This is a genomic window from Streptomyces changanensis (genome assembly GCF_024600715.1).
Lineage (GTDB): Bacteria > Actinomycetota > Actinomycetes > Streptomycetales > Streptomycetaceae > Streptomyces > Streptomyces changanensis.
The window spans coordinates 3881031-3894044 of record NZ_CP102332.1; the positions used below are offsets into that span (position 1 = coordinate 3881031).

The window sequence follows — 13014 nt, forward strand, 5'->3', positions numbered from 1 at the left end:
GCCCGCTGCCGGCCCCGGGCCCCGCCCGTCCCGCGGGCCACCGCGTCCCGCACCGGCCCCGGACCACGGAAACGTCCGGCGTGCCCCAGCGGTTCCGACCCGCCTTCGGACGCCTTCGGGCGGTTCCGGTACGCCTCCGGTACGCCCCCGGCACGATCCCCCGCCGGTGCCGGCCCGCCCCCGGGCGCGTGTCCCGGACCTCCCGGCGCGACTTCGGCGGTCCGGGCACCACGCCGGGGCACGTCCTGCGCACCCAGCGGTTCCGGTACGTCCCGGGCACGGCCCCCGGGCCGTCCCGGCATGACGCCCGGCGGTTCCCCGCCCGCCCCCGGCACCGGCGCCGCCCCGCGCCGGCCCCGGCACGACCCCGGTGCGGCCCGCCTCGCATGCTCCCCGGCGGTTCCCGGCCCGCCCCCGGCACCGGCGCCGCCCCGCATCAGCCCCGGCACGACCCCCAGTGCGGCCCCCGCATGCTTCCCGGTGGTTCCGGCCCGCCTCCCGGGCCCGCCCCCGGGCACCACCCCCGGGCACCACCCCCGGGCACCACCCCCGGTCCCGGGCCCGGTCCCGGCGGGCCCGCCCCGGGGCACGGCCCTCGGGCACGCCCCACGCACCCAGCGGTTCCGGCCGCCCCGGGGCGCCCCCCCCCGCAATCCGGGCGCCGCCCCCTGAACGCGGCCCCCGCCCGGCCCCGAGGCGGTGCGCGCGGTCCCCGGGGCGGCGGCCCCCCGGGCGAGGTGGCGGGTGCGGGTGGGCGGATAGGCTCAGCGGCGTGGAGCCGGTAGAAGAGCAGCGTCGTCGTCCGTGGGTCGTCGGAGTGTCCGGGGCGTCCGGAACGCCGTACGCGGCAGCCGTACTGCGCGGACTGCTCGCCGCGGGGGAGAGCGTCGATCTGGTGGTGTCGCGCGCGTCGCGGCTGACGCTGCTGGACGAGACCGGGATCTCCTTCCGCGACGCGCACTGGCGCGAGGACCTCCAGGCGTGGCTGTCGCGGGGCGCGGACGGAGTGCCGGGCACGTTCGACGTGGACGTGGCGGGCGCCGACATACGCCACTGGGCGGCGGGGGACCTCGCCGCGGGGCCGTCGTCCGGGTCGTACCCGGCGAAGGGGATGCTGGTCGTGCCCGCGTCCACGGCCTGTGTGGCCGGGGTGGCGCTGGGCCTGTCGAAGGACCTGCTCCAGCGCGCGGCGAGCGTGGTGCTGAAGGAGCGCCGGCCGCTGGTGGTCGCGGTGCGGGAGACGCCGTTGAACGGGCAGACCCTCAGGCACCTGGTCGCGCTCGACGAGGCGGGAGCCGTGGTGCTGCCCGCCTCGCCGGCGTTCTACGCGGGGGCGACGCACATCCAGGACCTGGTGGACTTCGTCGCCGGGCGGGTGCTGGACGCGGCAGGGGTGCCGCACCGGCTGTACCGCCGCTGGAAGGGAGAGCTCGGTGGCTCCCGGAAGGACTGACGGTCCGGCGTCGCCGGGGTCAGCCCTTCTTCGTACGGGACGTCGACGTGCGCCGCTCGCCGGCCGCCTCCTGGCGGGCCGCGACGGCTGCCTTGCGGACACGCGAGCGATGAGCCTGCTCCTGCATGGAACGCATGTGGGCGTAGGCCATCTCGATCGTGTACACGATGAGTGTCATCTCCTGGGATCGTCGTTGATCGTTGAGTGAATCACAGGGAAATCCCCCCTGTGTGCCTTAGATTCTACACCTGTACTTGCTGGATTGCTGATTAATGGAAGGCTTCAGGTATATGGACGCCGTGGATAGGCAGCTCATCCAGGCTCTGCGGGAGAACGGCAGGGCCTCGTACGCCGAGCTCGGCCGCCTCGTGGGGCTCTCGGGGCCCTCCGTCACCGACCGCATCAACCGCCTCGAAGCGGCCGGGGTCATCACCGGCTACCGGGCGACGGTCGACGCCGCCTCCCTGGGCCTCGGCGTGACGGCCCTGGTCGGCATCTCCCTCTCCGACGCCGCCGACCACGAGGACGTGGCGCGTCGCCTGAAGGACCTCCAGGAGATCGAGGACTGCTGGTTCATCGCGGGCGACGACTCGTACATGCTCAAGGTCCGCGCCAACGACGTGGACGGCCTGGAGAAGATCATCCGCCGGCTCTCCGGCACCCGTGGCGTGTCGCGGACCCGCACCACGATCGTGCTCTCCACCAAGTGGGAGAACCGCGTCGGCGAGCTGCCGGAGCAGCCCTGACCCCGGGGGTCCTCCGTCCGGACCGGGCCGGGCCCGTTCAGGCGGAAGACCCCGGCCGGTGGTGGGTGCCGGAGCCCGTGGGGCGGGGGAGTACGGTGGGTGCGTCCGTTGTGGGACACACGGGTTCGACGTAGTGGGAGGCAGGTCCGTATGGACGCGGGGCTCAAGCGCGAGCTGGAGGAGAAGGTCCGGTCCGGGGAGCGGCTGACCCGCGAGGACGGCATCGCGCTCTACGCGTCGGACGACCTCGCCTGGCTCGGCGGTCTCGCCCACGAGGTGCGCACGCGCAAGAACGGCGACGTCGTGCACTTCAACGTCAACCGCCACCTCAACATGACCAACGTGTGCACCGCGTCGTGCGCCTACTGCTCGTTCCAGCGCAAGCCGGGCGAGAAGGACGCGTACACCATGCGCATCGAGGAGGCCGTCCGCCTCGCCAAGGCGATGGAGAACGAGAACCTCACCGAGCTGCACATCGTCAACGGGCTCCACCCCAACCTGCCCTGGCGCTACTACCCGCGGTCGCTGAGCGAGCTGAAGAAGGCCCTGCCGAACGTCTCGCTCAAGGCGTTCACCGCGACGGAGATCCACCACTTCGAGACGATCTCCGGCATGTCCGCCTCCGACATCCTGGACGAGCTGATCGAGGCCGGTCTGGAGTCGCTGACCGGCGGCGGCGCGGAGATCTTCGACTGGGAGGTGCGGCAGCACATCGTGGACCACCGCACCCACTGGGAGGACTGGTCCCGCATCCACCGGCTCGCGCACGAGAAGGGTCTGAAGACCCCTGCGACGATGCTGTACGGGCACATCGAGGAGCCCCGCCACCGCGTCGACCACGTGCTGCGCCTGCGTGAACTCCAGGACGAGACCGGCGGCTTCCAGGTCTTCATCCCGCTGCGGTACCAGCACGACTTCGTCGACATGCAGGACGGCAAGGTCCGCAACCGGCTCCAGGCCCGCACGACCATGGCGACCGGCGCGGAGGCCCTGAAGACCTTCGCGGTCTCGCGGCTGCTGTTCGACAACGTCCCGCACGTCAAGGTCTTCTGGGTCATGCACGGCGTGCAGACCGCGCAGCTCGCGCTCCAGCACGGCGCGGACGACATGGACGGCTCGGTGGTCGAGTACAAGATCACCCACGACGCGGACAACTACGGCACGCCGAACAAGCTCACCCGCGACGACCTGCTGGAGCTCATCCGCGACGCCGGGTTCCGCCCCGTGGAGCGCAACACCCGCTACGAGATCATCCGCGAGTACCCGGGCCCCGACACCGCTCGCCGCGAGGCCCCGCAGCCGATGCGCTTCTGACGCACCCTCTGCCCGGGCCGGGGCCGGGGCCGGGGCCCGGGCCCCGCGGCCTCGGGGCCGCCGCCCGGGCGCCCGCCCGGGCATCCCTGGCCCGTTCTCCGTCCGGGGCCTGCCCGGGCCCTGCCCGCCCTGTCCCCCGCCCGGGTCCTTCGCCCAGGCCCCCGCCCGGGCCCTCGCCCGGTCCGCCTATCGTCGGGGCATGACGCTCGACTTCGTACTGGACCCACCCGTCGACCGGCACCTGCGTGACGGTGTCCTCGACCTGTGGGCGGACGTCACCAACGCCGGCGGCGCCGTCGGCTTCGTCCCGCCCGTGACGCCCGACGACATCCGCCCGCAGTGGGTGAGCCACCTCAACGCGATGGACGAGGGCCGCATGCGGCTCCTCGCGGGGTACGACGCGGACGGCGCGGTGGCCGCCACGGCATTCGTCACCTTCAACACCCACCGCCTCATGAACCACTGGGTGTGGCTGTACACCGTCATGGTCCACCCCAAGTACCACGGCATGGGCCACGGCCGGGCGCTGCTCGCCGCCGCCGAGGACGCCGTGCGCGGCATGGACGGCATGGAGGCGATCCGCCTCACCTGCCGCGGCGGCCTGGGGCTGGAGCGGTTCTACGCCTCGTGCGGCTACAAGGAGGTCGGCCGCGTCCCCGACGCCATCCGGCTCGGTGACGACGAGTACCGGGACGACATCGTCATGCTCCTCCCCTTGAAGTGATCCATTCCGCCGCGTGCTTCACTAGTCGGGCAGAACCGCGCAGCCGCACGCAGCACGAGTACGGAGAAGGAAGAAGGCCCATCGTGACCGCCACCACCAGGTCGACCGCCGCCCTCAAGTACACGCTCATGCGGATCGGCGTCTTCGCCGGCTGCTTCGTCGTCCTGTACGCGCTGGTGTACGTCGGTCTGATCCCCCGTGGTCTCGGTGAGTCCAACGCGCTCTGGGTGCTGCTGCTCTCGATCGTCGTCTCCGCGCCGCTCAGCTTCGTCCTGCTGCGCCGGCAGCGCGAGGCGATGTCCGAGCAGATCGTGGAGAAGGTCGGCCAGGCCAAGGCGCGCCTGGAGGCCAACCGCACGCAGGAGGACGGCGTATAACGTTCGTCACACGGCACGCGACACCCTCCCGCCCCGGGTCCAGGAACGCTCGTTCCGGCCTGGGGTGTTGTCGTTTTCCCAGGCCGACCCGTCCGCGCGCCTGTCAAAGTACGGCTTTGGGTTCCTCAAAGTTCAGGTGTTAACGTTCTGGGCATGAAGACCGCAGTGCGCCTCCGCCACACGACCACGAGCGTCCCGCTCGTGGCGCGCCTGCACGTCGACCTCTGCCGCCGTGTGTCCGCGGCCTGTCGCCGCGAGGTCTGAGCCTCCCGCTCACGCCCGGCGCCCGGTTCCCGCCCGGAACCCGCCCCGCCCGGCACCACGCGGCCGCGCCGCCCCCGCGCGCGGGCGCCACCCCGAACCCCCAGTCCGTACCCCTTCACGCCCTTCTGGAGTGTGTCCGTGTCCGCGCCCGCTTCCGCGCCCACGTCCCCGCCCGCGCGCCGCATGTCCCTGCCGCCCTTCTGGGTGCAGATCGTCGCGGGCCTCGTCCTCGGCGTGGTCCTCGGCTGGATCACCCGCAGCCACGACGTCCTGTGGCTGCACACCACCCTGGACAAGGTGGGCCACATCTTCGTCCAGCTGCTGAAGCTGGCCGTCGCGCCGCTCGTCTTCTTCGCCATCCTGGTGTCCATCACCAACCTGCGGAAGGTGAACAACGCCGCCCGGCTGGCGACCCGCACCCTCCTCTGGTTCATGATCACGTCGTTGATCGCGGTCGTCATCGGCATCGTCATCGGCCTGCTCACCAACCCCGGTGCCGGCACCGGCCTCACGCCGAAGGACGGGCAGAAGCCCGAGCACGCCGGCTCCTGGCTCGACTTCCTCACCGGCATCATCCCGACGGACGTCATCACCCCGTTCACCGAGCTGAACGTCCTCCAGATCGTCTTCATGGCCGTCGTCGCCGGCATCGCCGCCCTCAAGCTCGGCGAGAAGGCCCAGCCGATCCTCACGTTCGCCGAGTCGGTGCTGGAACTGCTCCAGAAGGCCCTGTGGTGGGTCATCCGCCTCGCCCCGATCGGTACCGTCGGCCTCATCGGCTACGCCATCGCCGAGTACGGCTGGCACCTCATCGGCAAGTACGCGACCTTCACCGCCGACGTCTACATCGGCTGCGCCCTCGTGATGTTCGGCGTCTACCCGCTGCTGCTCGCGACCGTCGCCAAGGTCAACCCGGTCCAGTTCTTCAAGGGTGCCTGGCCCGCCATCCAGCTGGCCTTCGTCTCCCGCTCCTCGGTCGGCACCATGCCGGTCACGGTCAAGGTCACCGAGCGCCTCGGCGTGCCGAAGGAGTACACCTCCTTCGCCGTCCCGTTCGGCGCCACCACCAAGATGGACGGCTGCGCCGCGATCTACCCGGCCCTCGCCGCGATCTTCATCGCGCAGATCTTCGGCGTGGAGCTGGGCGTCAAGGAGTACGTGCTGATCGCACTGGTCTCCGTGATCGGCTCGGCCGCCACCGCGGGTCTGACCGGCGCCACCGTCATGCTGACCCTGACCCTCTCCACCCTGGGCCTGCCCCTGGAGGGCGTCGGCCTGCTCATGGCGATCGACCCGGTCCTCGACATGATGCGCACCGCCACCAACGTCGCCGGCCAGGCGCTCGTCCCGGTCATCGTCGCCGCGCGTGAGAAGATCCTCGACCTCGACGCGTACCACTCGGCGTCGGCCTCCCCGGTCGACGAGGACGAGTCGCGGGAGGCGGAGCGGAAGGTGTCGCTGCCGCCGGTCGCGGCCTGACGCCCCCGCCGCCACCGCCGTACCCCGACCCGTGCCCCCCGCCGATTCCGGTGGGGGGCACGGGCGTTCGGGTACGGGGCAGCGGCCCGTAGGCTTACGGGCTGCCGATCATGAGGAGGCGGGGCGCCGGTGGAGAGCACGGGTGGCACGGCCGGCGCGGGTGCCGCGACCGGCACGGGTGGGACGGGTGGCGTGGCCGGTGGCGGCGCACGGCCGAGGCGGCTGCCGCGGGCGGAACGCGAGCAGCAGATGCTCGACGCCGCCGTGCGCACCTTCGGCAGGCGCGGGTACCGGGCGGCGTCGATGGAGGAGATCGCCGAACTCGCGGGCGTGTCCAAGCCGCTCGTCTACCTCTACCTGCACTCGAAGGAGGAGTTGTTCAGCGCCTGCATACGTCGGGAGGCGGCCGCGCTGACGGCGGCCGTACGGGCGGGCGCGGGCGCCCCCGGACCCGGCGTACCCGTCGAGCGACGGCTGTGGGAGGGGCTGACGGCGTTCTTCGCGCACACCGCGGACCACCCCGACGGCTGGGCGGTGCTGCACCGTCAGGCCCGCACCCACGGCGAGCCGTTCGCCGCGGAGGTGGCGGCGCTGCGGGAGGAGATCGTCGCGTACGTCACGTCCCTCATCGGCGCCGCGGCCCGCGAGGTCCACCGGGACCCGGGGCTCGCGGACGGGGACGTGGCCGGGCTCGCGCACGCCCTGGTGGGGGCGGCCGAGTCGTTGGCCGACTGGGCCAACGCCACGCCGGGCGTGGACGCCCGCGAGGCCGCCGCGACCCTCATGCGCCTCGCCTGGTCGGGCCTGGGCGACCTGGCGCGGGGTGAGGGCTGGTCCCCGGGGGCCGTCTGAACGCCGGCGCGGCGAGAGCGGACGAGGCATTGCCGAAGGGGGCGGGGGGCGGCTAACTTACCAACAAGTAAGTTGACTTGCCCGTCAACAAGCGGCGTGACGCGTGCCCCCGCACGCTCCGACGCGAACCCCCGCGCGCCCCCGACGCGTATCCCCGAGCGCCCCGACGACCGCACCCCGGTACGACCCCGCGCCGCCCGGCCCGCACCGCCCCTCGCCCCGGCGTGACCCGCTTCCCCCGGACCCCCCTCCGTCCCCCGCGCCCCCTCCACCGCACGACCCCACCCACAGCACCACGGCAGCCGACCGCAAGGAGCCGCACGTGACAGTGGAACCGGTCCCCCCGCAGCGCGTCCTCGTGGACGGCGCGGTACGCGAGGCTTCCGTCCCCGCCCTCGCCCCGCCCGTCACGGACGGCTCGCTCGCCGACATCCCCTTCGACAACGCCCGCGCGGAACCCGCCGCGCCGGTCCTCGCCCGCAAGGACCGCGACGGCGTCTGGCGGGACGTCACGGCCGCCGACTTCGCCGCCGAGGTCCTGGCCGTGGCGAAGGGCCTGATCGCGCACGGCCTGCGCCCCGGCGACCGCCTCGCCCTCATGGCCCGCACCACCTACGAGTGGACGCTCGTCGACTTCGCCGCTTGGGCGGCCGGACTGGTCACCGTGCCCCTCTACCCGACCTCGTCCGCCTACCAGGCCCGCTGGATACTCCAGGACTCGGGCGCCGCCGCCTGCGTCGTCGAGGACACGGAACAGGCCCGGCTCATCAGCGCCGAGCGCCGCGCGCTCCCCGGCCTGGCGCACCTGTGGGCCCTCGACACCGGAGGCGTCGCCACCCTCCGGCAGGCCGGGGAGCGGATCCCCGACGAAGTGGTCACCGCCCGCCGCGCGGGCCTCTCACCGGACCGCGTCGCCACGCTCGTCTACACCTCCGGCACCACCGGCCGCCCCAAGGGCTGCGTCCTGACCCACGGCAACTTCTTCGCCGAGGTCGACAACGCCGTCGAACTGCTCCACCCCGTCTTCCGGTCCGTCAGCAGGGAACCGGCGTCCACGCTCCTCTTCCTGCCCCTCTCCCACGTCCTGGGCCGGATGGTCGCGATCGGCTGCCTGCGCGCCCGCGTCCGCCTCGGTCACGCCCCGTCGATCGCGACGGACGACCTCCTCGCCGACCTCGCCGGCTTCCGCCCGACCTTCCTGGTCGCGATCCCGTACGTCCTGGAGAAGGTGTACAACACCGCGCGGGCGACGGCCGAGAAGATGGGCCGGGCCGCCTCCTTCGACCGGGCGGCGACGGTCGCCCGGCGCTACGGCGAAGCCGTCGAGGCGGCCCACCACGGCACCGGACCGGGCCCTTCGTACGCCCTGCGCGGTGCCCGCGCCCTGTACGACCCGCTGGTCTACCGCCGCATCCGGGCGGCGCTCGGCGGGCACGTCCGGTACGCGATCTGCGGTGGATCACCGCTGGGGCGCCGCCTCTCGGCGTTCTACGAGGGCGCGGGCATCTCCGTCTTCGAGGGGTACGGCCTGACGGAGACCACCGCCGCGTCGACCGTGACGCCCCCGCAGCGCCCCCGGCTGGGCACGGTCGGCTGGCCCCTGCCCGGCACGGCGGTGCGCATCGCGGAGGACGGCGAGATCCTGCTGCGGGGCGGCCACGTCTTCACCGGCTACTGGAACCCCGACGGCCCCACCACCGGCGCGACCACCACCGGCCCCACCGCCGCCCCGGCCGGCCCCGCCGCCACCGCTGGCTCCGCCACCTCCGCCGACGGCTGGCTCCCCACCGGCGACCTGGGCGCCCTGGACGAGGACGGCTACCTCACCATCACGGGCCGCAAGAAGGACGTCCTCATCACCAGCGGCGGCAAGAACGTCGCCCCGGCCCCGCTGGAGGACCGGCTGCGCGCCCACCCGCTCGTCGGCCAGTGCATGGTGGTCGGCGACGACCGCCCGTACGTCACCGCCCTGATCACCCTGGAACCGGACGGCCTCGCCCACTGGCGCCGCATGCACAAGAAGACCGACGTCCCCCTCGCCGACCTGGTCCACGACGACACCCTCCGCGCTGCCCTGCAACGCGCGGTCGACGACGCCAACCGCCTGGTCTCCCGCGCCGAGTCCATCCGGCGCTTCCACGTCCTGACGGGCGACTTCACCGAGGCCGCCGGCCACCTCACCCCGTCCCTGAAGCTCCGCCGCGCGGCGATCACCCGCGACTTCGCCGCCGAGATCGACCGCCTGTACGCCCCCTGACCACCGCCGCCCCGGCCCCACGCCCCGTGCGGGGAGCGTGGGACCGGGGCGCGCGGGCGAGCGGCCGAGCCGGGGCGGTCGGGCCCGCGAGCGGGTGCGCGGTCAGCCGATGGTGCCGTGTCCGGCCCAGCTGGTTCCGACGGTGCTCATCACGACGTAGAAGGCATCCGTGACGTTGAGCGGCTGCCCGGCGGTGCGGCCGGGGTAGATCCGCACGTCGCCGTTGGCGAGCAGGGCCCACACGTCGGGCACCGCGTCGCCGTTCACGTCGGGCGTGCCGGCGAGGACGGGGATGTTGGTGCGTGACCAGGAGGAGGCACCGTAGGTGTCCAACTGTCCGGCGGAGGCCGTCCGCGTGCCGAGGGAGGCGAAGTCGAGGCCGCCGCTCGCGGCGTTCCTCCCGTACCGCACCCTCACCTGGCCGACGGAGTTCTCCCGGAATACCAGGTCGGGCGCGGCGTCCCCGCCCAGGTTGACCAGCTGCACCAGATCACGTTCGGCCCACGCCTCACCGGCTGGTTTCGTCGCCTTGGCGAAGGCGCCCCCGGTGTAGCCGGTGAAGGCCCACAGGTCGTTCCCGGCGATGGCCAGCAGGTCGGGGCGACCGTCACCGGTCACATCGCCCGTGGAGAGGACCTGCCGGATCGCGGCCGGCGAGGGGGAGCCGGCCGGCAGGAGCAGTTCGACGCGCTTGTGGACGTCGAAGCCGGAGTATCCGTCGCCCGGGTAGAGGTACAGCCGGCCGTCGGCCATGCGGGCCACCAGGTCCTGGACCCCGTCCCCCGGGAGCCAGTCGCCGTTGTGGGAGAGGGCCGCCCCGGACCAGTAGCCGGGCGCCACGAGCCTCGCCGCGCCACCCTCGGTGGTGTACGCGGCGGGCATGCCGCGGTGCAGCCGGTCCGTGCCGAGGGTTTTCGCGTACAGCTCCAGGTTGCCCTCGGCGGTGACGGTGTAGACGTCCGGCACCTTGTCGCCGGTCACGTCCATCGGACTGTCGAGCACGGGTGCCGGGCGGACGTAGAACTCGTAGACCCGCGCCTTGGAGATGTTGCCCGTGTCGTCCACGGCGCGGACGTAGAGCACGCTCGGCCCGGCGTGGAGCGGCGACAGGGAGACGACGGCCCGCCCCTCACGCAGGGGGTTGGGAGTCGCCTTGATGTCGAAGGCGGTGTCGAAGCTGTACTGGTACTCCTTGACGTCGGTCGCGCCGCCGGTCGAGAAGGTGAACAGCCCGGCCGTGCCGAAGGGGACCGTGGACCAGACGGAGCCGTCGTCCTCGGCGGCCGGGAAAGCGTCGGAGGAGACCCCGGGCACCGCGGGTGCGGAGTGGTCGACCGTGAACTGGCAGGCGGCAGTGGTCCCGGCGGGACCCCAGGCGGAGGAGAGGCCGCCCGCGTCGGTGGCCAGCGCCTGCCAGGAGTACGTCTTGCCGTTGCCGAACGACGTCCAGGGGACCAGGTGGTTGATGCTGCCGCGGCTGGTGGGCGTGAGGGTCACGTTCACCACCGGGGTGGTGGGGCTGCCGGTCGGCCAGACCCTGAGCGTGACGGACTTCAGGTCGCCGTTGGGGTCGGTGGCGGAGACGGCGAACGTGATGTCGGACCGGCCGACCGCCGGGAACGGCGACACCGTGTCACAGGTGGTCCCCGGCGACGTCCGCATCGAGGTGGCCGGCGGTTCGGTCGGGGGGTCGTTGTGCAGGACCTCGATGTACGGGGCGGTCTCCGCGTTCACCCCGAACTTCTTCCAGGAGTGGGTGTCGCCCTCGTTGGCGGCGCGCAGTCCGAGCGGCAGGCTCTGCCATCCCTTGCGGGCCGCCTCCTGCGCCGCCGACGTGATGTCCATGGCGACCCACTGGTCCGGGCAGTCGGTGGTGTTGTACCCGTGCCCGTTGGTCTGGTCGTCCAGGAGCCGGATCCAGCTCGGCTGGCTGTTCCACGTGGTGGTGGGGGAGATCGAGCTGGTCAGGTACAGGTTGTACTGCCGCGTGGAGCAGCCCCACGAGTACGTCTGCAGGCCGCGGAAGTACGCCTTCGAGACGTTGCGGATCGCGGGGTCGAACTCGAAGGTGAAGACGGAGCGGGAGAGGCCACCCGAGTCGGCCTCGTACCCGACGCGCGCCTCGTTCGATCCGTCGTTGAAGTTCTGCCCATTGTAGAAGCTGGAGCTCGGGTACTTCTTGTACAGCAGGGTCCAGTTGGCGCTGTGCCCCTTGAAGGAGGGGTCGACGAAGACGGGGTAGACCGTCGCCGGGTCAAAAAGCATTCCCTTGTCGACGACGATGTCCAGTGCCTGGCTCTCGCCGAGGGAGGCGTCGAGCACGGAGTCACGGGTCCCGGGCTGCGGCCCGGCGAGGCCGGGGAAGGCGAGCGCGGTGTCCCGCACCTCCGGGTCGACGCTCGGGGCCGGTTCGCCGACGGTGGCCCTGACCGGCCCGGCGGAGTCCCACATGTAGGGCGTGGGGGCCGCGGCGACCTCCTGGCCTGCCGCGTCCAGGGCGCTGACCGCCTTGGTCTTCGCGTCCAGGTGGAAGCTCAGGGTGGGGGAGGCCAGGCGGTAGCGGAGCCGCTCGAGGAGCGGGTCGCCGGCCGCCGCGCGGTCCTTGACGACGAGGACGTGCGAGTAGCCGCTGTCGCGGGCGGTGAGGACCAGGTCGATGCCGGGGCGCACGTCCTCGTACAGGGCACGGGGCCCGTCCACCACGGGGGCGGGCAGAGGGCCGGGCCAGCGGACGACGAGGTCGTGCCCGCCGGTCGTGAGCCGGACCAGGTCGTGCCAGCCGGCGTCGTCGGCCCGCCCGTCGGCGACCAGCGCCGTACGCACGGAACGGGACGCGCGGGCCCCGGAGCCTCCGCCCGCCGGGGTGCCCGCACTGAAGAGGAGCGGGTCGTTGACCGCCTTCGGGGCGTAACCGCCCGCCACCCGCCGGAGCGTGGTGTCGACCGGCTTCCACTCGCCGCCGACCCTGGCGCGGATGGCGGCGCCGTGGGTACGGGTCCGCAGCATGCCGTCCGGCTGCGCCCACGTCGTGGAGGTGGCGGTCCGTCGCCCCGTGACCTCGACGTCCTTCCCGGTGCGCCGGGCCTCGCGTACGGCGTCCGGCGCGGGCAGAGCCCGCGTGGGCGCGCGGTCGGCGTCCGCGCGCGGAGCGGGGGCGTCGGGCGCCCGCCCGTCCGGCCGGAGCCCGAGGGGAACGGCCACCGCGAGCGCCAACACGGCGGCGAGCGCCGCGAAGCGACCGCGCCGCCCACGGGTGCGCCCCAATTCCCTTTCCGCCCAAGGGGATACGGGCCCAGCCGCCACCACGGCACGCCCCTCCGGCGGTGAATTCTCGTTGTTACCGGCAGCCTTCGAGGCGTCCATGACTCCCTTTCCCCCCGCGGGTGCCTGGATGCTGAGCGACCCTCGGAATTACTGCTTCGCGCAGAAGTGCGCCAGCAGAGCATGGACCATCTTCACGCTTTCGTCACCCGGCTTCCGGGGGAACCGTAGAAGCGTCGGAAGCGTCCTTCCTGTGCCGCTCTCCAGTCCGTGCAGGACTCCTCCTC

Annotated in this window: 10 protein-coding genes; 8 read left to right on the forward strand and 2 right to left on the reverse strand. The window is 73.0% G+C overall.

The features are described from left to right. The first annotated feature begins 772 nt into the window (after positions 1–772). Complete coding sequence (locus NRO40_RS17335; protein ID WP_058944469.1) at positions 773–1453, forward strand: UbiX family flavin prenyltransferase; 681 nt, start codon at positions 773–775, stop codon at positions 1451–1453. A 19-nt stretch (positions 1454–1472) separates the two neighbouring features. Here NRO40_RS17335 and NRO40_RS17340 read toward each other — a convergent pair whose 3' ends face one another. After that, positions 1473–1631 carry a hypothetical protein gene (locus NRO40_RS17340; RefSeq protein WP_198549440.1) on the reverse strand — a complete coding sequence of 53 codons (159 nt, stop codon included), beginning with the start codon at positions 1629–1631 and terminating at the stop codon, positions 1473–1475. Between the two features lie 112 nt (positions 1632–1743). On the opposite strand from NRO40_RS17340, the gene NRO40_RS17345 reads away from it, so the two are divergent. From NRO40_RS17345 to NRO40_RS17375, 7 genes are all read left to right on the forward strand, one after another. Then, positions 1744–2199 (forward strand): Lrp/AsnC family transcriptional regulator, encoded by a 456-nt coding sequence (locus NRO40_RS17345; protein WP_058944470.1) that lies wholly within the window; start codon positions 1744–1746, stop codon positions 2197–2199. Positions 2200–2349: 150 nt separating this feature from the next. Beyond that, positions 2350–3513, forward strand: coding sequence for an aminofutalosine synthase MqnE (gene mqnE, locus NRO40_RS17350; RefSeq protein ID WP_058944471.1), 1164 nt, complete (start codon positions 2350–2352; stop codon positions 3511–3513). Positions 3514–3712: 199 nt separating this feature from the next. Then, the gene (locus tag NRO40_RS17355) at positions 3713–4237 is read left to right on the forward strand and encodes a GNAT family N-acetyltransferase (RefSeq protein WP_058944472.1); all 525 of its coding nucleotides are present in this window, start codon (positions 3713–3715) and stop codon (positions 4235–4237) included. An 83-nt stretch (positions 4238–4320) separates the two neighbouring features. Beyond that, positions 4321–4614 carry a DUF4229 domain-containing protein gene (locus NRO40_RS17360; RefSeq protein ID WP_232791232.1) on the forward strand — a complete coding sequence of 98 codons (294 nt, stop codon included), beginning with the start codon at positions 4321–4323 and terminating at the stop codon, positions 4612–4614. Positions 4615–5061: 447 nt separating this feature from the next. Further along, positions 5062–6357 carry a dicarboxylate/amino acid:cation symporter gene (locus tag NRO40_RS17365; RefSeq protein WP_058944473.1) on the forward strand — a complete coding sequence of 432 codons (1296 nt, stop codon included), beginning with the start codon at positions 5062–5064 and terminating at the stop codon, positions 6355–6357. 249 nt (positions 6358–6606) lie between these two features. After that, positions 6607–7209 (forward strand): TetR/AcrR family transcriptional regulator, encoded by a 603-nt coding sequence (locus NRO40_RS17370; RefSeq protein ID WP_058944483.1) that lies wholly within the window; start codon positions 6607–6609, stop codon positions 7207–7209. 322 nt (positions 7210–7531) lie between these two features. Then, positions 7532–9466, forward strand: a complete 1935-nt coding sequence (locus NRO40_RS17375) for an AMP-dependent synthetase/ligase (RefSeq protein ID WP_058944474.1) — start codon at positions 7532–7534, stop codon at positions 9464–9466. Positions 9467–9568: 102 nt separating this feature from the next. On the opposite strand, the gene NRO40_RS17380 is transcribed toward NRO40_RS17375, so the two are convergent. Continuing rightward, positions 9569–12730: a DNRLRE domain-containing protein gene (locus NRO40_RS17380; RefSeq protein WP_058944475.1), complete on the reverse strand. Its 3162-nt coding sequence runs from the start codon at positions 12728–12730 to the stop codon at positions 9569–9571. Positions 12731–13014 lie beyond the last annotated feature (284 nt).